Raw genomic sequence first — 21,707 nt, forward strand, 5'->3', positions numbered from 1 at the left:
CGCGAGCACTGTGAGAACCCACCGCCCAGGATCTCGGCGGCGCTGCGCACTACCGCAGGATCTGCCGCGCTGCTGCTCTCACCCCGGTTCCCGACGGGTACGGACTGCTCCTGACCGTCGACGACAAGGGTGAGAAGCACACCCTGGCCACCGCAGACGTGGAGTACGTACGGGCAATCGCCGAGGCCTCTCCCACACCGGAAGCGCCGGCCGGGCTGGACTTGCCCACGGAGAAGTTCGTTGCCCGCCCGGGCCGGCCCGACGACTGGATCTGAGGGCTGCTCGCCGCATGGATTCGCCGGTTGGGAGGCTGCTGCGGTGACGCCCGGCGGGCCACCCGTGCAGCGGGCCCACCGCTGGGCATGCGGCGGCTCATCCATCCCTGCCGTGGCGTGCCTCTTTGCGTGGCCTGTCCCAGAGCAGCGGTGAAGGTCCAGGCCCGTGCTCGGCCACCAGCGGCACCCGCAACTCGTGGGCATGTACCGCTGCTGTTCTCGCTGCTGGTGGCGCTGTCGCGCTGGTCGGGCTTCCGGCTGGAAGACATCCGCCCCGCCGACACGGAGAACTGCGCCGCCCTCTTCTCCCGCGGCTCCACCTTCCTTACCCCGGTGCTCACCAGCACCCTCCTGTACGCCTTGGGCACCGTGGTCCTCCCCACGGCGGGTGCAGTACTGATCGCCACGTTCATCTCCCGGCTGCGCTTCCAGGGCCTGAGGCGCACGCTGTACTTCCTGCCCATGGGTCACCACCGTGGTGGCGATCGGGAACGTCTGGAAATTCATGCGGGAAGGTCACCTGCCACCAGTCGGCCCAGGTGAGGGGTGCGCCTTAGGTCGGAGCCCGCCGCGTCTTTGAGATGCAGGGTCGGCCAGGCGCCCTTGCGGTCTCCCTTGATCCACAATTTGAAGGACTACAGCTGCCCGCCTACTGCCACCGGCCGGAGCGGGGTGGCGTAGGCGGTGTGCGTCGCGGTCGACCGGGTGAAATCGTAGGCGCGTTTCAGGCCGGTGCCGGTGCGGCCGCCAGCCGTGGTGGTGATCCAGCCGCTCGCGCGGCCCTGCCCGAACTTCCAGGACGCGGCGTCGTCGAAGGCGGGGACGGACGGTCCGGCCAGGCCGACACTGACGGCCAACTCGGCGGTGGCGCCACCGACGGTGACCTTGACCAGCCCTGCGCCGCTACCGGTGCGCGAGGTGACAGCGAAGGAGCCCCGGCCGTCGTCGCGAACCTCGAACAACGCGCGGTCGTAGTCGAGGGTCACGTCACGTGGCTCGACGGGCGCACCTGCTCCGTGCGCGTCGAGGCCGACGATGCCGAAGGTCCCGCTCGCCGACGCGTCCGCGAGAGAAACGCGCCCGGTGGTCGGTTCGATCCTGGCAAGGTCGTCGAGCACAGTGAGCACGATGCTGCCATGGGCTTGTCCGCGCACCGCGCCTACCTCCGTGGTGCCGCCGCGGCGCGCTGTGAACAGACCGCGGCTGTCGACCCGGCCGACTGCGTCCCGTACGACCCGCCAGTGGGGTGTGCCCAGGGCCGGACCGTAGGTCTCGTCGTAACCCGCGGCGGTGAGTTGCCGCGTCAGGCCCGGGAAGACCCGCTCGGGGTTTTGCGCGCCGGTGGACACGGACCCGGCGGGCATGCGGGTCTCGATCCAGAATCCGCGCAGGCGGCCGGTGCCGTCCGGAGCGGTCAGGGCCAGGCCGTTGGGGACCGTGCGTTCGCTTCCGTCGGACGGGCTGTTCTCCAGTTGCAGAGTGTCCTCTCCAGGCTTGCGAGCGACGAGGGTGGAGGAGCCACCGCCGTCGAGGTTCAGTGCGCTGTACGCCCCGGCGCGTTTCATCAGCAGGCCTAGTTCAGTGAGGGTGGCACCCGCGCTGTCGGCCTGACGGCCGTCGACGGTCAGCACCTGCATGGCACGCCCGTCTCTGGAGAAGCCCACGGCGGTGCGGGGCGCGGCCGTGTTGTTGTTCTCTCCGTCATGGTTCTGTACGACGCCGTCCACGACGAGCAGTTCGCGGCCGCCGACCGCGGTGCGCGGCACGGGTCCACGGTCGGTGCGCGGCCGGTAGGCCATGGTCACCGGGTCTCCCGGTCTGAGCGGTCGGAGCACGGCCGCCCCGGCGCCATGGCCGACGAGGACGGTGGTGCCGTCGGGGATAGGCCCGCTGCCGGGCCGGCCCGTCACCGAGACGACCTTGCCGTCCCGTACGGCGGCCTCGGCGGCCGGAGTCGCATCGTCCACCGTCAGCGCCCGGTCGGCGTCGCCCCACCCTGCGGTGTAGGCCCCCACTCCCCCGCTGGGCACATTCGCGGCATTGTAGGCGGACAGCGGGTGGGTCCCGGCCGGGGTGGTGAGTGTGCCGTCGAAGTAGAGGGCTAGGACACGCCCGCCCACGCCGGGCCCCATGGCAACCGCGCGGTTGGCACCCGGGGACGGAGAGTGGACGACCTTGCCGTCCTTGATACCGGGGCCCCGTGGGGCGCCGGTCTGGTTGACGTCGAAGAAGTCGCCGTTGACGGCGGCGACCGTTCGGCGGCCCGCGCCCGGCCGGTGGGCCGCGGCGAGCTCGGCGACCGTACGAGAGTCGGTGACCCTGCCCGAGTACAGGTAGTCGGTGCGTACGTCGCCCCGGCCGAGGTCGACGGAAACAACGTCGACCCGCAGCCACTTGCCGGATTGGAGCCGGTCATACGAGTGAAGGCGCACTCCCGGTGCGATCGGTCGGACGCTGCGCGCGGTCTCGATGTCCTCGCCATCGACGACGGACCCGGACCTGCCGGGACCCGGGCGAGCCGGCGAAGGTGCGGCCGGCCCGAGGCTCTCGGCGACGAGGCGGGGGCCGGAGCTGGGGGCGCGGTCCATGACAGCAGGGGACTCTGCCCCCACCGTCAGGGCCGTCGCGGCAGCGAGCAGCACGGCGGTCCGGCTCACATTGCCAAGGTGCACAAGTCCTCCTAGGGAAAATCGGCACCGACGGGCGCTCGATGGTGCAGCGGCCAAGTCCACGCCCTCCGCCAGAGCGAACGGGTGATGCGGCGGGGCCAAAAGGTGCCGTACGAGGTGGTGTTCTCCTCCTCGGGCAGGGGCACGAGTACTCGTCACGTAACCGGCGGGTCGACTTCGGTCTGCTCCTGTGGGGAAGCACCTCGACGGCGACAGTGCAAGAACCCGGCGTGCGGCGCCGGTCACTGCGTTCACGGTGTTAGCCGCGCCAGCAGGCAGCCGGACGAAGTGCCGGCATGGAACGGCGCTCGGCTGCGAATCGGCCCCCCTGGGGGTGAGAGTGGGACTCCGGCCTACGGCACAGAGGGAAGACGAACAGGAGGTATGCGCCCAGGAGGACTCCGGTCGCCGCGACGGAAGTGAGCAGGGCCACCAGGGCAAACCGGGAGCGGGCGCCGGCCGGCGCGACAACTACGGGGAGCAGGAGAGGTAAGGCGGGGATCAGAAACCGCAGACGGCACATGAAGGAGTCCCGGTCGCCCTAGGTGATCGCCAGCAACACCGCGCTGTACAGGAGCAGCGCCACCGGTTGGCCCGGCCGCGCACAGCGTGAACAGTAGGACAGCGACACCGAGACCGAGGGCTAGCGTGGAACGGATACTTCGAGGTCCAAAAGGCATGGGGATCTGTCTTCGGCTTCGGAGCGGGAACCGCGCACAAGAGGCAACCAGGGCGGGCCAGGCACTGCGCAGCGCGTGCCCGCGGCCTTCGGCCCGCACACGGGCCGAAAATGGTGAAGAAGTTCATCCACTGCGGCGGCGTTCTGGAGGTTCGGACTCGTAGGTGCGGCCCTGGGCCACAGCCGATTGATCACACGCCATCAGAGCACGGCTCCCTTTCAAAGTCCCGCTTCGACGCATGCCCAGGCGCTAGTTGTATTGACCCGCATGGTTGTTGACACGGCTGATGGGTTGCTTGCCATCGAGTGCGGTGTCCGCTGGTTGAGGATGAAAAATCCGCCTCTCGCAGGTCGGCCGCCGTGCCGGATCGTGGCGAGGGCCACGGTTTCGGCTTCTCGACAGAGGCGGGGGACATCTCAGAGGCCGCTCGGGCCAACAGGAGCCCACGTCGATCCCGCCCACTTCTGTCTATTTGCTGCATGTTCACGAGAGGGATATCTCCCGCCGTGGTGTGCGAGAAGTGATAGATCCTGGCGGTATGGGGCGTTGGCTCGTTCCGCTGGTCATGCCCCACTGTCCCCACGACGCTGCGGAATATTTACTGCGCCTGACCTTTGAAGTGCTTGGGTCCTCTGATGCGGTCACCTCGGTGACCGTGCACTGATCTAAGCGGCTGAGGTGAAGGCTGATCCTCGGATTCAGGCTCTCACGGACGTCCCGCCCAGGCCTGGCGGCCGGGGGCGACGCGCAGTTGCTCGCGGACCCGCCCGCGCGGGTGCCGGCGCGTGTGCGGCCCTCCAGGACCTGCCGTCCGCCGTCCGCCGTCCGCCGGGTCCAGGAGGCATCGGTCCATCAGGACCGGCGCCTTCAGCTGGCTTTGGACCTGTGCCTCGCCGGCGGCGCAGGTGGTTCAGGCCGGGAGGCCGCTGATGGGTGGTGCGTTCTGGGCATGCACCAGCTGTGCGTTCAGTTTCATGATCATGCGTACGGGCAGCCGGTCACGCTCCACCATGCGCAGCGCGTGCTCGTTCATGTGAGTCCTGCCTTCCGGGGTCCTCACCATGTATCCGCGGGCGACCAACTCCCCGCGCACCCTAGTCACCGTGGCCGTGGCATGGCGGGTGGTGCCGGCCAGGACTTCCACGAGGAGCCCCGGGGGGCAGGTGGTGTACCGGTCGCCGTCCTCTGTGCGTGCGGAGGGGCCGGGCCTCTGGCCCTCCAGGTGGGCGACGACGTCGCGGCGTACGGGTGCGGTGAGACGGCGGGAGAGCATCACCCGGCCGTCGGGCAGCCGTACCGCGAGCGCGACCGGGTACGCGCGGGTGACCGGTGTAGCCCACCACCTCGGCATCCACGGTGTCCGCGCGCCTGATCTTCAGCCTTAACTGCACCACTTGGAGAACTGCTAGTGCGCATACCTGCGTGCCAGCCCTGTTTGGTGATCCAACTGGTCTGCGAGGGAGTACGAGTGCGGCAGGCCTGAGAAGGACCTGTCCATCCAGGCGACGATGCCTGGCTCAAGCTCCCCGCACGTCGAGGCAGCCGAGGCAGCAGTTTGACACCCGGACTACTGCTCCCGGCCGAAGCCATGATCAAGACGATGTTGCTGGAACGCCTCAGCTCCCCAGCAACATACTGAGTGGCCGGGCTACTGGCAGAGCCTCACGCCCGGCCGTCGTGGGGCCTCCTGCAGTGGCCTATTGGATCAGGTCGGTATGCGTGTAGCACTGCGGGCAGGAGTAGAGCTGCAGATTGTTCGCGTCGGAAATCTGGAGGCCAGGCGGGTTTGACACAGTGTCGTTGTCGATCACGGCGATGCCCTGCTCCTCGTTCGGGACCCAACCCCTTCTGTAGTCGCGGCATTCGTCCGAGGCGATGGTCAGCAACGGGCTCATCGTGGAGCCGCAGTTGATGCAGAACCTGGTGATGGGATCGGTGAGGCCCCAAGGCGGCCAGCCACCGACCTTCCATCCGGGAGCTTCGGACAACTCGGCGGAGTAGAACTCATCCGGTTCTTCATAGGAATCATCCATCTCGATGCCGGCCGCACGCCACGCGGTCCAGTCCCTCAGCCTCTGCTTCAACTCCTCGCCCAGCTCCAGAATGTTGGGGTACTCGGTGACTTGCTCCGGTGCGAGCACACACGGCTCCGGCGTGTAGCCGTACTGTGCCTCTGCCGGTTTGGGCGGCGAGGCGAGGACGCACGTGACGTCGGCGGCAGTTCGCCAGAACAGCTCGATCGTAGGCTTGTACTCCGGCGGGTGCTCCGAGGGACACCACAGCACCTGGAGCAGATCGGTCCGCCCGGGCGGCCGCAGCTGGGGCACGTCACGCACGTACAGCTGCGCCACGGGTATAAGAGGAGAGACCGGGCCCTCGTGCCACTTGTCGCAGTACAGCCATGGCTGCTCGGCGGGCCACAGCAGCGGACCGCCGACCGAACTCTCGTACGGTGACGGAGAGCCGGGGCGGGGATGCAGCCGGGTCGCCGTGCGTGCCAGCGGGGCCAGTTCAGGGAAGATCGCGGCCACATCGAACGGCCGTGGTGGGGTGGTACGGGTGATGTTCACGGCGGCGATATTGCCATCTGACTGTGACAACAGGGGTTCGCAGCCATCTGAGCGCGGCAACTCTTCCCTCAGGCGGTGTAGAGCGGCGTTAACCTGTCTTGTGATCCATTAGGTGGTGGAGCGGACCGCAGGCATGCCGAGTGGGACTCGGCTCGTGCGGCGGGCGAAGCGGGTTGCGTCGGCGTGCTTCTGGCGCAGCAGTTGGAGGGTGAGGTCGATGCCCTCGATCTCTCCTTTCCAGCCCTCCTGCTCAGCACGTTCTCGCCGATCGAGGAGGTCTTGCTCGATCTCCTCAAGCCGTTTGATCATCTCGGGGTTCACCTGCAGTACTGGGCATCGGATGCAGGCGTGTTCGTGGTTGCACGGGCTTCCGTAGGGGCGTCCGCACAGGCCGAGCTCGACCTTTCTGGTGTCGAAGTGACCCTCGAAGGCGTCCCATTCCTCAGCTGTGGGCTCGCGGTACTCGGCTTCGGGGCGCGTTCGCCGCCGGTTGGCGAGGAACTGCTGGTAGTGCCGTACGACATCTTCCTCGAAGACGGCGACGTAGCCCTGTGTGGTCTGGATGCTGAGGTGCCCCAGCAACGCGGCACCGATGTGGATGGGCACTCCGCTGTTGACGAGGTCGGTTGCGAACAGTCTGCGGAAGTCGTGGGCCGTGAAGTGGAGCCCGAGGAAGCGGTGGTCGGCCCCTTCGATCTGTCTGCACGCTTTTTTGAGCAGCCTGTTCACGACGCCTGCGCCAACGCAGCCGCTGGCGTGGTTCATGGAGCGCTGGAACAGGAACGGCAGGGGTTCGCTCATGAGTTTTTCGTGGTCGTCCCAGCGCCGTAGAACGCGGACGGGTTTGCCGCTGGCCGTCAGCCGTCGGAGGATCTCGGCGATCACGTGGAAGAGCTCGGCGGACATTGGGATGACGCGCTCGCGGTCGTTCTTCGACGGTGCGATGACCAACAGTCCGATCAATTCGCCGTTGGGCCGCTGGTATTGGCGAATGCTGAGGTGGGTGAGTTCGGTGAGTTCCTCGACCCGGACCCCGGTAAGACGCAGGACATGCACGATGGCCCAGGTCCAGAACGCCTCGTCCTCGCGGATCGCTGCGTTGATTGACTCGCCGGTCTCCGCATCGTGGCAACGCAGGGGTGCGTCTCCGTCCCAGAGAGTGTGCTGCTGGTCGTGGCGGGTCCACGGCCGGCGGTAGAGGCGTTCGTTGCACATGAACTCCTCGCCGGGGCGGGCCGTCTTCACGCTCGCCAGCAGTTCGCGGGCAGAGGCCAGTTCCGCGTCGACATGGTCGACGAGGGCGCTGAGGAGGGGCTGGAGCATCCGGACGCGGTCGTGCACGAGCTCAGTACGTTTCCTGGCCCGTGCTCCGTATCCGCGGGTGAGGGTGTGCGGGACCGGGTTCGGGGCCGCCCACGGCCCCCATCGTTCCGGCTCGGCCATGGCCCATGCCGACAGGTCCAGGTAGAACGCCCTGACCGAGAGCACGAGGTTGTCGAGGTCACGGCGCGGTGTTCCGTCGGCCTTGGTCGAGGTACGCTTCAGCCACTCCTGGAACGTCTCGGCGCTGAGACGAAGGTCGGCCTGGGCGGGGTTGATCGCTTCGATCTGCTTCCAGAAGACACCGGACAGCCTGCGCGCCAGCGATGAGGCCGAGGAGAAGTCCATGCCGTCGGCGACCCGTACCTGCATGTAGGCGACCAGGAGATTCTCGACCGCCTTGTTGCCGATGCCCTGCCTGCGTACAACTTCGCCCACGTCGCGGTGGTGGCCGTTCATCGCACGGACCACCGAGTTCGGGGCCAGCGCAGAGAAGTGCGCGATGGCGCACAACGTCTCCCACAGGACCTTGCCGCCGTAGACGCCATTCTCGTACCCGTTCGGGCTGACGCGCCGCCATTCCCAGGCGTAGTGCAGTAGCGCCTCGGGTGTGAGGTCGGCTGCGGGAATCTGTTGGCTGACCAGCACCAAGGCCAGGTCCTCGTAGGCGCGTTGGCCCGTCCGGCCGCTGTAACCCGTTTCAGCGATGCCGCGGCAGAACCGGTCCAAGAGGGGGTCCTGCTGGCAGCGGAAGAAGATCTGCTCGAGATTGGGCAGCACGGTCCGCCTGAGCACGGCCAGAGACGGCCGGATCGCCCGGAAGGCGATCAGGAACGTCAGCCCTTGGGTGAGCGTTCCGCCCCCGGGCCTGTCCTGCGCGTAGTCGGTGAGCGTCTTCGAGGCCGACTCCTCGTCAAGACCTGTCGCAAGCCAACGCTCGTTCCACGTCGCGCCCGGGAACGCGGAGAGCAGTTCGACGATCAGCTTGAGGGAGTTTCGCATCTTCGAGCGGTTGGCCGAGGATTCTTCGCGCGCGTACTCGCCCACCACCCCAAGCAGCTCCTCAAGGGATGCGCGGGACAGATCACCCAGTGGGCTGGGTAGGTTCGGCTCGGCGGCACGTGCTTCGACCATTCCGGCGTTGCGCACGAACTTGGCCGGTGTCTCGCTGCCGGGCAGGGGGGTGCGCCGTGTACGGCCGGTGGTCGCAGACAGGGACCTAGCCACCGAACACCGCCTCCACGTCGCGCGGGTCATAGCCGGCGGGCAGTGACGAGGCGGTTCGCGGCCGGGAGTAGAAGGACTGCAGACGGTCGAACATTTCCTCCACCCGGGGCACGGTGTACTGCGTCGTCGTCCTGATGTCACGGTGCCCGAGGATCGTCTGCACGTCCGTCAGATTCAGCGATGGGTCGCTGGCCATCCGCACCGCTGCGGTATGCCGAAGATCGTGCAGCGTCCAGTTCGTGCCCAGCTTCGCATCGGCGCGCTGCAGGACGCGGCGCATCGCCGCGTAGGTCAGCGGCCGATCCGCCCCACGGCGGGCACGCCACACGATGTCCTCGGGATTAAGGGGACCACGTTGACCCGCATAGCGCGCCAACAACAGCAGCGCTTCCGGTGAGAGAGGCGCCGTACGCATCTCACCTCCCTTCGAGAGGACGCGGATGCGTTGGCCCGCCCAGTCGACGCAGGACTCGCGCAGGCCAAGCAGTTCGGTGGCGCGGGCGCCGGAACTGACGTAGCAGGCGAGCAGGGCCTTGTCCCGATGGCAGCCCATGGAGTCGAACAGCTCGTCCCACTGCCCGTCCGGAATCGAGCGGGGCGACTTCTTGGGAGCCTTCTGTCGCAGGCGAGAACGCCGGACGATGACATGGGGATCATCTGGGGAGCGATGGCGATGAGCCATCGCCTGACGGTGTGACTCCGGGACCGGGTTGATGACCGGCCCGACCCCGAAATGAGCGTGGTACTCGTAGAACCCTCGTGTCGCGGCGAGCGTGAGATTGATCGTCGAGGGGCTGTATCCGGCTGGTAGTACGCGCTTGCCCGTTCTGATGTTGACCGAGCCCGGTGGCGGGGATTCCGGGCGCCGTCGGACGCGTTGCGGATTGCGGGCCGCGCGGAGCCAGCCCACGAGCACAGCAACGTCGTTCTCGGTCGCAAGCGTCCACTGCACCTCAAGGGCCCAAAGGACCCTGAACCAGGTGAGCAGTGCATAGCAGTAGGCACGGGCAGTCCGAGGGCTGACGTCGCCCAGTACAAGATCGCGCACCCAGGCTGCGACGGCGCCGACGGGCTCGCCGCTCTGATCGAAGAGAACGTAAGGGACGTCTCGCTGACCAGATTCTATGACCGCCCCGACGCGAGGCGGGTCGATGCGGCCCGAGATCAGCAAACCGCGGATGTCTTCTCCCACTGAGCATTCCTCCTGATGGTTGCTTACACCACCGGGAGCCGCTCCAAGACGGCTTCACCAGAAGGTGCAGTCAACACACCACGCCCCGGGGCGCCCCCGCGGATACGCACCGTCCAGTCTTTTCAGCACCAGGCCCTCAATGCCCAGAGGGCGGAGCTGCTCCCACCACTGGCGGGCGATGTCCAGGTCTTGTGTCATCGGCACGGCCTGGAGCGGCGGTCCGAGCGGGGCCAGGGTCTCTACGAGGATGGCTCTCCTCTCCCGATAGGGACGGGTGCGGGGATCGCCGCCGTGGGCGGGGTGGTGGAGGATGTCGAAAGCGGCGTAGGACGCGGGGAGCTTCCGGATCAGGGCGCTCCCGGCGTAGGACGCGGGGAGCTTCCGGATCAGGGCGCTCGCCCTGGCGGCGCCGGCGGATGCCCGCGAGTGGACCGCGCCGAAATCCAGGCGCCCCTCCCGGTAGATCACCGCTTCGCCATCGAGGAGAACCCCGGGCTCCAAGGTGGCGGGGGTGTGCTCGATCTCGGGGAAGGCGTGCGTCATGTTGGTGCCGCGGCGGGATTTCAGCAGCACCCGGCCGTCGGCGTACCGGGCCAGCAGGCATCGGAAGCCGTCCCACTTGGCCTCGGCGGCGCAGCCCGTAGGAAGGGCGGGGCTGTTCACCGGAGCGGCGAGCATCGGTTGAGGCAAGGTCCAGGACATGACACACCCCTGCCGGGCCCGGTTGGGGGTCAGCTCACCCGCTTGGCGAACCGCGGGCGCCGCCCGGCTCCTGCCCCGCCTGCTGAAGGGCCGCACGCGGGGTCCGGTGTTCGTCACCCATCGCCGCCCGGGGCCCGGCAAGGTGGTCAGCCCCCGCGACGTGTGCCCCGACACCGGCTTTGCCCGGCTCTCCTACGGGCAGGCTCGAGCGCTCCTGGACGAACACACGGCCGTGCGTGGGCCCGGGACCGGCTGGGACCTTCACGAGTACCGCCACTCTTCCCTGTCCCACCTCGGTGAGCAGGGGACGTCGCGGCTGATGCTGATGACGAAGTCGAGGCCCAAGAAGCCGGAGAACGTGCGCCGGTAATTCAAGCCGTCGCCGGAGGCGATCGCGGAGCTGACAAGCCTGCTCGCCCCTGGGGACGGCAGGCGCTGAGCGCCATAATCCATAGTCCCCTGAATTCAGGTTCTGTGTACTTTCGGGGGGTGCTGACAGTTGCCCCTGCCATCGAGGTGCTGGCCCGCTTCGGCCGCGCCCTCGCCGACCCGATCCGCTGCCGGATCCTGCTTGCCCTGCGCGAGGCACCGGCCTACCCCTCCGACCTCGCGGAGGCCATCGGGGTCTCCCGGACCCGGCTCTCCAACCACCTGGCCTGTCTGCGGGACTGCGGCCTGGTCGTTGCGGCCCCCGACGGCCGGCGCACCCGCTACGAGCTGGCCGACGCCCGCCTGGACCACGCCTTGGACGCCCTGCGCCAGGCCGTCGTTGCCGTCGTTGCCGTCGAGCACGACAAGTCCTGCCCGGACGCCGCCGAGAAGGGCTGCTGCTGATGGCGTCCATATTCCTGGGGCCGTCCCCGGCCAATGTTTGTGACAGCATCCGGGGTCATGGCGGACCCTCAAACCGCGTTCGTGTCCGAAGCGGACGACGTCGAGCGCCACCCCTGCCCGCGCTGTCACGCATCGTCAGGTTCACCGTGCCGCTCGCGCTCCGGCGCGGTTGCCGGGACCTATCACACCGGCCGGTTCACAAAGGTGCCCCGGCTCGCGAAACTCCTGCGCGTGCCCACCCCCGCCGACCACCGCCCCGGCCACCCCCGCCGACCGCCGCCCCGGCCACCCCCACTGACCGCCGCCCCGGCCAGCCGTGGCGGCCCGGCACCCCCGTGCCCGCGCCCATCGACCCGGACACTCCGACCGCGGACATCCGCATCGGGTACGCCCGATGTTCCAGCCTCGCCCAGGAACTCCAGTCGCAGCTCGACGCGCTCGCCGGACACGGCATCCCCCGGGACAAGATCTTCTCCGAGAAGAGAAGCACCCGCGTGCGGGATCTGTCCCTGCCCGTCCGCATCCACCCCCGCGAGGCGCCGCATGTACGCGACCGTACGTCGGGCCCACGTCCGCCGTCACCGCCCCGTCCCCTTTGAGTCCGCCGTGTTCGTACCGGTTGTCCGGCCGGGCCCAGGAGCATGCGGACGCTCGAAGCTCCAGGTCGGCCAGCCGGATGTTCCCATGCCACAGGTGCTCGCGCAGGCGTGGGGGGCCGTGCGGGTGGTGCATAAACCCTTCTGCATGTGCCGAACGGGCGACGGGCGGAAAGCCGGTGACGGCGCGGGGCCGACGGTGCGTCAAGGTGGCCCGGATCCGGGGCAACCGGTGCCCCGGCCACGATCCGGAGATTTCCTGTGACCAAGGTTCTGGGACACACCGCCCTGCTGCTGGCTGCGGCGTTCACCATGGCGGGCACCGCACCAGCCGCGGCCGCGTCCGCCGCTCCGCCGCCCGGCAGCACGGTGACGATCAGCCTCAACAACGAGTGCCTGGACGCCAACAGTTCCGGCTCCATCACCCCCGCCAGCTGCAACTCAGCACCAGCCAGCGCTGGAAGTGGGAGAGCGTCGGCGACAAGACCCTGATGCTCCGCAACGTCGCCACCGGACAGTGCCTGGACAGCAACTATTCCGGCGACGTGTACACCAAGCCCTGCGACCGCAACAACAAGCACCACCAGTGGAGCTACAGCCACCTGGTCGGGACCTCGCACACGACGAAGGTGCCCACCCTGTCGCTGAAGAACGCCGCCACCCGGCGCTGCCTGGGCTACGGCGAGAAGATCGAGGGGGGCCTGGTGCCGGTCAGCGTCGGCGGAATCGCGACGGCCAAGGAGTGGGCGGGCCTGCCTGCCGCGTGGCGGACCAACAAGCAGATCTGCCTCTTCCCCATCTTGAAGGCCACCGTGGTTTAGACGCCCACACCGCTGCTTCGGGCACCGCCACCAGCAAACCCGGGGCGACCACCACCCGAGAACCAGCGCGCGGCTGGCGACGTCCGCTCGCCGCCAGCTGCGAAGTCATCCCGCCCGCTGCGCGATGAACGGGCGACCCGGCACCGGGCGCCTGCTCTATACCTCTATACGAGAACTGGGCCTTGTACTGGCGTCCCGAGACAGTCATGCCTCCACTAACGGGCGCAGCCAGCCCAGGCGGCGGAGCTCGTCCAGGTCGCTGCGGCGTACGCCGAGACGGACTGCCGCCTGTTCGGAGCCGAGGTAGAGGTGCGGGTCTTCTTGATCGATCAGGCCGATGCTCGCGCCGCCGGGCCGGTCGTGTTCGCGCAACACGTCACAGCTCCTCACTTCCGTTTCGCGCTCCTCGAACCACACAAGGACACCGACTGACCAGTCCTCACCTGTACGCACAGCGGGCCGGAGCCACTGTCAGTGGCTCCGGCCCGCTGCTGTACGACAGCAGCGGACCGCGCCCCCGCCCAGCGCGGTGTCGTGCGGGGTCTCAGTCGCCGATGCTGAGCTGGATACGGTGCTCGTGGAAGTGCTCCCAGTCCATGATCAGGCGGAAGCGACGGTGAGCTTCCAGGCGCTCCGCGTCGACCAGTTCCTCTCCGCGGTGCACGCGGCAATCGCCCGCCTTCACGAGTTCACTGAGAGCGATCCGGACGTCGTCGACATCCTGACCGGTGGCGGCTGCCAGGCGGTCCAGGGAGGTGAGGGTCTCTTCCGGTTCACCCAGATCGTCGACCAGGTGGCCGATGAGGGTGTCGACAAGCGGGCCGGTACGCATCGTCCAGCGGATCCCGTCCAGACGCTTGGTGAGTTCAGCGTCCAGGGGCAGCAGATCGCCGGGCAGCGGGAGCGCGGCGGGCATCGCCCACCGAGTGCCGTCCGGTGTCTCCTCGCGGCGGGCCAAGCCCCACGCCAGGTACAGCTCGGACAGGTCGCGCACTGTGGTGGGCACGGGGAATCCGGCTGTCGTCAGCATGGTGCTGAACTGGTCCCAGCGGGCCGCCTCGCACGCCTCGCGGCCCTCCGGGGCGGCCTCGTAGTCCCACTCCTCATCGGGCCAGGAGAACGTGAGGGCGCCATCGAGATTGCCACCGATCATGTCCCAGTGGCCGTCGAAGACTTCTTGCACCAGGTCGTCCAGTGAGCCGGTGAAATCATGGCAGGCAGTCCCGATCAGCATGGTCAGCGGGAAGCCCTGGCGGGGCAGCACGTGATCCCAGCCCGAGGGGAACCAGTCGTTGTGCATCGCCAGGTCCCGACGCGGACCGGGCACAGACGCGTTGGCAGTCATCCGCAGCTCTCCCTCGAAAACGCCTCGATGCCCGCAGCGTTCGCGACGGCGAGGCACGGCAGGCTCTCACGGATGTAACGCGGACCGACGCCTGCGGTCACCGCATACTTCGCCGTTCGAAAACCGGACGTCCGGCCCGGATGCCGCGCGCGGGGCGCAAGCGCGACGCCCTGGGCTGTGGCTTCTACGAGGTCGGGGCGTTCGCCGTCGGCCGGGTGGACCACCGTCAACAGCCCCCTCTGCCACAGAGTCACGGACGCTTCGAGCAAACCGAGTTGGGTGCGGCTCCTAGCTCATACAAGACATTCGTAACCGTTGGTCGAGTTCGCCGAGGTCGTGATATTCCGTTGCTCCGGCGGGATGCTGACGGTGTGTGATGACGTGTTGAAGCTGTTGCCGCAGCTTGCTGCGGCTTGCTGCGGCGGAGATCGGTTCGGCCGAGGAGTGCGGGGACAGGGTAGTGATTTCCGCGCGGTCCCGGGCAGGAGCCGCGGTCTGTACCGGCTGCGGCCGTGCCTCGCGCTGGGAAGGCCGGCTCGCGGCTGCTGCTCCCGTTGCACCACACCCTGAGCTGGGCGAGCCTGCTCACCTGCCTGCTGAAGATCCCCGATCCGCCGGAACCGACGTTGCGGGTGGTCGCCGTGGACGACTTCGCGCCGCGCCGCGGGCGCCGTTACGCCACCCTCATGGTCGACGCACGGACACGCCTGCCCGTCGACGCCTGGGACACCAGAGACGCCGAGCCCGTGATTGCCTGGCTGCGACGCCCGCCCCGGCGTCGAAGTGGTCTGCCGGGACGGCTCGGCCGCCTACCGCGGCGCGATGGACGTTGGTGCGCCTCATGCCCTCCACCTCAGCGACCGCTTCCACCTGTGGCAGAACCTCGGCCGCAAGGTCTACGAAGTGGTCACCACGCACCGCGACTGCCTGCCCGAACCCGGCGAGGAGACGACCGCACCACGGACTCCCGGCGGCCTCATGAAGGAACCCGGGGATCCGGCGCGTTCGGGCGGCCGTCGCCCTGGGCCGGTTGGCAGGTCTGCGGGTGTGGTTCGCGAGTCGGCGGCCCTCTCCGTGAAGGCCGCCATCACCCTGGTCGGGTCGCAAGGAACCCGCACGCTCTCTTTGCGACGCTCTTGGAGGGAGGCGGCGGCAGGCCGTCTGCCCGGCACACGCCGTCGTGTCTGACGCATCAGCGCGCCGGGGAGGCGGGTGCGCGGGAACACGCATGCAGGTCTGGTCTGTCGCGGAGCCTTCAGGGCTCCGCGACAGACCAGAGGGTGCTGCGTGGTGGGCCGTCAGGTGTTTGTCAGCTGTCGACCCACCCGGTTACGACATGACGCGTGGCGTCACTTGCACTTCTTGCCCTTGCAGATCTCTCCGCGCTTGTTGACCAGTGTGGTGGTCACGTTCGTGGAGCTGCGAGTGACGTTGTACGGGCCGAAGGTGTTCGGCCGCGGCAGGACGAAGCCGTCCGGCACGGCCGTCTCCTGCACGTAGTACGTGGCGTACGACAGCGGGGAGAAGACACAGACTCCGGCCTGGCCCGTGGCGCAAGCACTGCCGACTCGGGTGTCGGAGTTCTGGCGGCCGGCCTGGCCATTGGTCTCACGCCACAGCTGGAAGACGGCGCCGGCCAGCGGACGGCCCTTGTCGTCCTTCTTGTTGACCGTGAGCTTGCCCGGCTTGTTGGTCGGCGGAGGCGGGGTGATCTCCGTCTCGGTCTGACACGGCAGCGGCTTCTCGTCCTCACACGAGGCACCGGGCGTGGTCGTGGTGACCGCGTTGACCAGCTTCTTCCCTACGGCGCTCGCCTTGGCCTTCACGCTGTATGTGATGGTCGCCGTGGCTCCCGGAGCGAGCGGCCGACCGGCCGCGTCGGTCCACACAAGGCGGTTGCCCTGCACCTGGACAGTCCCGCGGTCGGCGCGTACGTCACCGTTGTAGTCCGCGTTCTCCAAGACCTGCGTCAGGTCGTCGGTCGCGTTGGCGCCCGTGATCGCGTTACGGCCGCTGTTGGTGATGCGGACGGTGTAGGTGACCTTGCCGCCGGGAGCCACCGACTGCGGCGCGGACGTCTTCGCGATGACCAGCTTGTTCGGCGTGACCTCGGTCTCGGTCTCGCACGGCAGCGGCTTTTCGTCCTCGCACTCACCGCCCGGCGTGGTGGTGGTGACCGCGTTCTTCAGCTTCTTGCCCAAGGCGTTGGCCTTGGCGGTGACGCTGTAGGTGATCGTCGCAGAAGCACCGGGAGCCAGGGGCCGGCCCGCCGCGTCGTTCCACACCAGCTCGTCGCCGCTCACACTGACGGTGCCGCGGTCGGCGGTGGCGTCACCGTTATAGGTGGCGTTCTCCAGCACCTCGGAGAGGTCGTCGGTAATGTTCGCGTCCGTCACTGGGCGGTCACCGCGGTTGGTGACACGCACCGTGTAGGTGACCCGCCCGTTCGGGGCCACCGAGGCGGGGGTGGACGTCTTGGCGATAACCAGCTTCCGCTTCGGGACCTCGGTCTCGGTCTCGCAGGGAAGGTCGGTACCGTCCTCGCACTCCGCGCCCGGCGTGACCGAAGTGACCGCGTTCTTCAGCTTCTTGCCCGCAGCGTCCGCGTTCACCTTCACGCTGTAGGTGATGGTGGCCGACTCCCCCTTCTTCAGGGAGGTGCCGTCCGACCAGACCAGCGTCGAACCCACGACGCGAACCGTGCCGCGGTCGGCAGTCGCGTCGCGGTTGTCGGTGGCGTTGGCGAGAACCTGCGAAAGGTCGTCGTCGGCGGCCGGGTTGGTGATATCAGTCTCACCGGTGTTGGTGATCCGCACCGTGTAGGTGATGTCCTCACCGGGATGGACGGTCGCCGGCGTCGACGTTTTGCTGATCTTCATCTGCTGGACCTTGACCTCGGAGATGCACTCCGGGTCGGTCGAGCCGGGCGGACAGGTGCTGCCGTCCGGGCCGGTGATGGCGTTCGTCAGCTTCTTGTCACCGGTGAGCGGCTTGTTCACCTTGACGGTGTAGGTCAAGGTGACCTTCTCGCCCGCCGGGATGTCACCGGTCCACGTCAGCTTCTTGTCCACGCTGTCGAAGGCCGGCGCGGTGGCCGCGGCACCGCTGGAACGAGTGGCATGCGCGTCGTTGTTGTACGCCGTGTCGTCGAGCACGTCGGTCAAGTCGTCGGTGAGCGTCACGCCGGTGGCGGTCGCCGCACCGTCGTTCGTCGCCTCAATGGTGTAGGTGATCGTGTCTCCGGCCTTGACGACCGAGGAGGACGCGGTCTTGCGGAGCTTGAGGCGGGCCGTCAGGTCCGGTGCGATGTCACAGCTGGCGAGGTCGGTGATCGGCCAGCCGCCACCGCTCTCCGTCTCAATGCGGCCGACCTGGTTGGCCTGGGCATTGCCACCCGGCACTTCCTCGGAGACACCCGTGGCGGCGTCGGCGCGGTAGAGCTTGCCGCCGAGGTAGCCGAGGTAGATGTACCCCTTGTGGTAGGCGAGACCGTAGTTGTCGAACCCGTTGCTGGACCCCGGCCCGATGATGGTCAGCGCGCGGGTGGTGGTCCCGTTGGCTGGGTTCAGGCGGTAAATATGGGTCTTGCCGCCATAGACGATGCCGTAGTAGACCCCGCCCTTGTTGTCCACGAACAGGTCCGGCACGAGGGAGCCGCCCGCGAAGATCGGGTCGTTGGCGGGGACCGACGTGAGGTTCTTCCCCCGCTCCCACTCCTTGACCGCACCGGTCTTGAGGTCCATCTCGAACAGCTTGGGCGTGCCACCGTTCTGCGCACCGTAGAGCTTGTAGTTGCTCGGGTTGACCGTGATGCCGCCCCAGTTGGTGCCGGCCGGCAGGTCCCGGGTCTCGCCGTTGAAGATCTCGTCGGTCACCGTGTTGGTGCCAGAGACGTGCTTGTACAGCCTCAGATTGGCGGTGGTGTAGTTGGCATAGAACGCCGTCACCGCGTCGGTGTCCGGGTCCTTGCCCATCGCCATGTTGGACGACCAGTAGTCACGCGGGCTGCCGGCCGTGCGCTTGGTGATGACCGTGTTCTCGATGGTGGCCTTGCCGTCCGGCCCGTTGTTGAACTTCGCACCGGAGCGGAAGTTGCTGTAGTACAGGCTGTCGCAGTCGAACGTCGAGGGGTTGTTCTCGCCCTCCACAGTCCAGTCCTGGGCAGCGGCCGGCGTGATGCCGAGCACACTGACCGACCCCGCGGCCATCAATACCGCCATCGCCTGGGCCACCAGACGGTGCTTCACACGCCGCTTCTGCGCAGGGCGGAGCGACAATGCGGTTCTTCGCATGTTTGTCCTCGAAAATTCGAGCGGAGAGCGCCGGATTCGACGCAGGCTCAATAAACAGTCCCATGAAGGCTCCTGTCGCCTTATCGATGCTGAACGGGCGAGCAAAGTTCCGCAAATCACTCCGACGGCCGTTCGGGGAAACGCTCACCGATGGACGCACCTCCGACAATGGGCACGGGAGCGAGCAGATTAGACAACCTCCCCCTTTTCACTTCGCATACGGGTGGCCTGTCACTCAGACGCTCACATCAGAAAGATTCATTGTGTCGAGACAGCAGAAAGAAGAAATTTCTGACGGACTCTCGAAGAAAATCGCTGCGCGAGTCCAGGAAAGCAGCGAACATCTGCTGTGGACTGACGGCAGCGACGGCCTAGGAAACCCGAACATCGGGTGGCAGGGCCGCAAATTGGGAGTGCGCCGCGTTCTGTACTTCGCTTATGCAGGCACTCCCGTCTCGAAATGCTCGTACGCAACGAATGCGGCGAATCGAGCTGTGTTCGCGCGGAACACTCCGGTTTCTACGGCGCGGGCAGCAGGCTGGCATTCAAGGACTTGTCCGACCGTATTCACATCCAGACCACCCGTACTGCCGGTGGATGCCTGGTTGTCCAGAAGGGCAACAGGAATGCCGTTCCGCGCACCATCTACTGGCAGGGGAAAAGCCTGACCCTGGCGCGGGCAGTGTGGACACAGGCTCACGGGCCACTGCCAGGCGACAACGTCGTCACGCGCAGCTTGCTCTGAACCCCACTGCGTCGCCGTAGAGCACCTCCTCGTAACGACACCTCTGCAGGTCGTCCAACATTTGAGTCATGCAGGCGCTTCCGCAGGCGGAGCACGCTGGAACCATAAGCTGACCGCTGAGCAAGTAACCCTTATCAGGTCTTCCCGAGAGTCCAGCGCAACTCTCGCCAGAAAGTTCGGAGTTTCCAGGAGCACTGTCCACGCCGCGCGTGTCAGACGGACTTGGAAACACCTTTAACGAGGGGTAAGACAAGAGACAGCCGGCCTCACAGCGAAAGTCTGACGGGACGGCCAGGCACAGCTGAAACCGCCGGCCACCCATCAAGTGGAACCTGAGGACCGGCTTGGGCCACTCCCCCCGAGGCGGTCAGAGCCACAGGCCGATACATCCGCGTACTGCCGGAACAGGCTATCGGTGTTCTCGTTGGAGCGGCGCTGCCAGCGGCTGCCGGGGTTGCAGAAGTAGACCGGCATGTCTGAGGCGGTGGAGAAGAGTTGGTGGCCTGCCATCTCGTTGCCCTGGCCCCAGGTCAGCGACCGCCGCAGGTGGGGCGGAAGTGCGCTGATCGCGGCGGTGAGGGTCTGGTGGAAGTGTTCTGCGCGATGGCCGTTGGGCAGGTGCACCAGCATCGTGAAGCGGGTCGTCCGTTCAACGAGTGTGCCAATGGCGGAGCCGTGGTGGGCGCTGACGATGCAGTCGCCTTCCCAGCGGCCGCGATGGCCCGGACGGTTCCTTTCTCCCGCAGCCGGTCGGCGATGTGGATGCGCTCGGGTTCAGAGAGATACCGGGACAGCGACGAGGCCGCCCGCGTGGATCGCGCGGGCGGCCTCGGCCGATACTTGCCGCCCTCGGGTCGGCCGTTTCGCCCTTCACGACCGGTCCGAGAGATGACGCCGACTCGTCGGCTTGCCTGGGCGTTACGGAATCCCTGCTGCACGAGCCAGAAGTATTCCTCCCGCTCAGCCTGCAGCTTCTTCCGCCCTAGTTCCTTCCGGCTCTCCCGAACCTTGAAGTCCATCGCATCCCCTGAGCTGGGATGTTGCGACGACCACTAGAACGGAAGTACGCAAGCCGGGGGCGACGCTGCGGCCGGCTCTTCGTTCACGTCAGTGGTCGGCCTTGCCGAACGTCTCCCATTCGGAGTCGTACCGCTTCATGTCCTCGTGCGCCCGATCCGCGTAGGCGTCTTTCCCCACCGGTCTCAGACGGGGACACCCGTTCGCGAGGGCCCTCCCGAGCTCGCTGAACGAGACGTCCTGGTCCTCGCACTGCACTCCTGCACTCGCGCGCGTTTCCTGGGTGCAGAACATAGGTCAGGGGGCGCCGGGAGCCCTCCGATGCGAGCTGCCCAAGGTCTTCATCTGGTCAAGGGCCGGGACTTGCGGGACTACCCGGCTGCCGTCACGTCCGTGATCACGGCACCGCAATGGCCCTCGACGAGAGAGTCGAACCGAAGGTGGGAGATCCGGTCCTCGGCGGTGAAGGTGTAGGTGCCCGTCTTCCAGTGCGGGTTCGACTTGTCAGGTCGGCCCGGGTTGAGGACCTTCTCCGAGTCGGCGCCGGTACCCGAGACAGTGAAACGCAGGTCCTTGTTGATCTCACAGCCGTCCCAGGTCTCGGTCCCGAAGCGAAAAGTGACGGTGGTGCGCCGCCCGGGAGTCGTCGGCAGAGCCTGGGAGATGCCGCCTTGGCTGCTTCCGTTGAGCGTGACCGCCTGTGACGGCGAGCCGGTCTTCGCCCACGCGGCCGACTCCAGGTCCACTGTTCCGGTGGTCACTGTCCAGCCAGTGATGAAGGAGTTGCCGACGGCGACGTTCACGTACCGCGCGGTGGGCCCCAGGTCAGCCTGGTTGAACGCAGGGTTCGTCAAGGGCAGGTACTGCGGGCCTGGCGCGGCGTTCGTCGGTGCTGCGGCCGTCATCGTGGAGATCGCCACGGTGGCGAGAGCGACAGCGAGACCACGACTGCAGGTGAGTGCGAAAGTCAAGACCGTTCTCCGTTCAGAGCAGAGCATGCGGGAGCATCCCGCTCGCGGCAAAGTAGGCCGACCCACCGCCTCGGCCGCATTCACGCGCCAGACACCGCCGGATAACAACCAGATGGTCGACGCACCGTGTGGCAGAGCGGTGAATCAACCGCACGACTGGCCGTGTGACCGCCAACGACACCGGCCGTGAGCATGGCGTTCGGGGGCGAACGGACTCGCTGGCACGGAAGGGCAGCATGACCCATGCGGGACGGCCTACTCCAACCCACCCATCAGCCGCGTCAACAACCCCGCGGGTCAATACACCTAGGGCGTTTCTGATGGCTCTTGGACGGTGTCGCGGAGCCAGATGACGGTCGCTGCGACGGTGAGGGTGCCGTTGAAGATGTAGTCGCGTTTGTCGTACCGGCTGGCGACCGCGCGGAACTGCTTCCACTTGCTGATGCACCGC

At 67.4% G+C, this 21,707-nt stretch carries 16 protein-coding genes and 3 pseudogenes; 7 read left to right on the forward strand and 12 right to left on the reverse strand.

The window, feature by feature from the left end; translation table 11 throughout:
• The first annotated feature begins 404 nt into the window (after positions 1–404).
• A complete protein-coding gene (locus AB0D18_RS37645) occupies positions 405–818 on the forward strand; it encodes a hypothetical protein (RefSeq protein ID WP_362429517.1) in 414 nt (137 codons plus the stop codon).
• A 92-nt stretch (positions 819–910) separates the two neighbouring features.
• On the opposite strand, the gene AB0D18_RS37650 is transcribed toward AB0D18_RS37645, so the two are convergent.
• The 6 genes from AB0D18_RS37650 to AB0D18_RS37675 all read right to left on the reverse strand — a co-directional run bounded on the left by AB0D18_RS37650 (position 911) and on the right by AB0D18_RS37675 (position 10,635).
• Positions 911–2,932, reverse strand: a complete 2,022-nt coding sequence (locus AB0D18_RS37650; protein ID WP_362429520.1) for a phosphodiester glycosidase family protein — start codon at positions 2,930–2,932, stop codon at positions 911–913.
• A 1,602-nt stretch (positions 2,933–4,534) separates the two neighbouring features.
• Entirely contained in the window at positions 4,535–4,975 is a 441-nt protein-coding gene (locus AB0D18_RS37655; protein ID WP_362429523.1) for a hypothetical protein, read from the reverse strand.
• Positions 4,976–5,321: 346 nt separating this feature from the next.
• Positions 5,322–6,194, reverse strand: coding sequence for a hypothetical protein (locus tag AB0D18_RS37660; RefSeq protein WP_362429525.1), 873 nt, complete (start codon positions 6,192–6,194; stop codon positions 5,322–5,324).
• Positions 6,195–6,302: 108 nt separating this feature from the next.
• The gene (locus tag AB0D18_RS37665) at positions 6,303–8,741 is read right to left on the reverse strand and encodes a site-specific integrase (protein WP_362429528.1); all 2,439 of its coding nucleotides are present in this window, start codon (positions 8,739–8,741) and stop codon (positions 6,303–6,305) included.
• Positions 8,734–9,933, reverse strand: a complete 1,200-nt coding sequence (locus AB0D18_RS37670; protein ID WP_362429531.1) for a site-specific integrase — start codon at positions 9,931–9,933, stop codon at positions 8,734–8,736. The genes AB0D18_RS37665 and AB0D18_RS37670 overlap by 8 nt, the downstream gene beginning before the upstream one ends.
• Positions 9,934–9,987: 54 nt before the next feature.
• Positions 9,988–10,635, reverse strand: coding sequence for a hypothetical protein (locus AB0D18_RS37675; RefSeq protein ID WP_362429533.1), 648 nt, complete (start codon positions 10,633–10,635; stop codon positions 9,988–9,990).
• A gap of 52 nt (positions 10,636–10,687) precedes the next feature.
• Here AB0D18_RS37675 and AB0D18_RS37680 point away from each other — a divergent pair.
• The 4 genes and pseudogenes from AB0D18_RS37680 to AB0D18_RS37695 all read left to right on the forward strand — a co-directional run.
• Positions 10,688–11,074 (forward strand): annotated as a pseudogene (locus AB0D18_RS37680) (site-specific integrase); the annotation flags it as partial.
• A 50-nt stretch (positions 11,075–11,124) separates the two neighbouring features.
• Positions 11,125–11,469, forward strand: a complete 345-nt coding sequence (locus AB0D18_RS37685) for a metalloregulator ArsR/SmtB family transcription factor (RefSeq protein WP_362429536.1) — start codon at positions 11,125–11,127, stop codon at positions 11,467–11,469.
• A 335-nt stretch (positions 11,470–11,804) separates the two neighbouring features.
• Entirely contained in the window at positions 11,805–12,068 is a 264-nt protein-coding gene (locus AB0D18_RS37690; protein WP_362429538.1) for a hypothetical protein, read from the forward strand.
• A 389-nt stretch (positions 12,069–12,457) separates the two neighbouring features.
• Positions 12,458–12,886 carry an RICIN domain-containing protein gene (locus AB0D18_RS37695; protein ID WP_362429540.1) on the forward strand — a complete coding sequence of 143 codons (429 nt, stop codon included), beginning with the start codon at positions 12,458–12,460 and terminating at the stop codon, positions 12,884–12,886.
• Positions 12,887–13,090: 204 nt separating this feature from the next.
• On the opposite strand, the gene AB0D18_RS37700 is transcribed toward AB0D18_RS37695, so the two are convergent.
• Positions 13,091–13,261: a hypothetical protein gene (locus AB0D18_RS37700; RefSeq protein ID WP_362429543.1), complete on the reverse strand. Its 171-nt coding sequence runs from the start codon at positions 13,259–13,261 to the stop codon at positions 13,091–13,093.
• A gap of 169 nt (positions 13,262–13,430) precedes the next feature.
• Positions 13,431–14,231 (reverse strand): DUF6042 family protein, encoded by an 801-nt coding sequence (locus AB0D18_RS37705; protein ID WP_362429546.1) that lies wholly within the window; start codon positions 14,229–14,231, stop codon positions 13,431–13,433.
• 750 nt (positions 14,232–14,981) lie between these two features.
• Between AB0D18_RS37705 and AB0D18_RS37710 the strand changes: the two genes are divergently transcribed.
• Complete coding sequence (locus tag AB0D18_RS37710; RefSeq protein WP_362429549.1) at positions 14,982–15,419, forward strand: transposase; 438 nt, start codon at positions 14,982–14,984, stop codon at positions 15,417–15,419.
• Between the two features lie 161 nt (positions 15,420–15,580).
• Here AB0D18_RS37710 and AB0D18_RS37715 read toward each other — a convergent pair whose 3' ends face one another.
• A complete protein-coding gene (locus AB0D18_RS37715) occupies positions 15,581–18,478 on the reverse strand; it encodes a SpaA isopeptide-forming pilin-related protein (RefSeq protein ID WP_362429552.1) in 2,898 nt (965 codons plus the stop codon).
• Positions 18,479–18,983: 505 nt separating this feature from the next.
• Here AB0D18_RS37715 and AB0D18_RS37720 point away from each other — a divergent pair.
• Positions 18,984–19,268: a hypothetical protein gene (locus tag AB0D18_RS37720; protein ID WP_362429555.1), complete on the forward strand. Its 285-nt coding sequence runs from the start codon at positions 18,984–18,986 to the stop codon at positions 19,266–19,268.
• Between the two features lie 393 nt (positions 19,269–19,661).
• Here the strand turns inward: AB0D18_RS37720 and AB0D18_RS37725 are convergent.
• The 3 genes and pseudogenes from AB0D18_RS37725 to AB0D18_RS37735 form a co-directional block, all read right to left on the reverse strand.
• Positions 19,662–20,025 (reverse strand): annotated as a pseudogene (locus AB0D18_RS37725) (IS30 family transposase); the annotation flags it as partial.
• Positions 20,026–20,656: 631 nt separating this feature from the next.
• Positions 20,657–21,256, reverse strand: coding sequence for a DUF642 domain-containing protein (locus AB0D18_RS37730; protein ID WP_362429557.1), 600 nt, complete (start codon positions 21,254–21,256; stop codon positions 20,657–20,659).
• Positions 21,257–21,562: 306 nt separating this feature from the next.
• Positions 21,563–21,707 (reverse strand): annotated as a pseudogene (locus tag AB0D18_RS37735) (IS5/IS1182 family transposase); the annotation flags it as partial.

The organism is Streptomyces sp. NPDC048442 (assembly GCF_040651475.1).
Classification (GTDB): Bacteria; Actinomycetota; Actinomycetes; order Streptomycetales; family Streptomycetaceae; genus Streptomyces.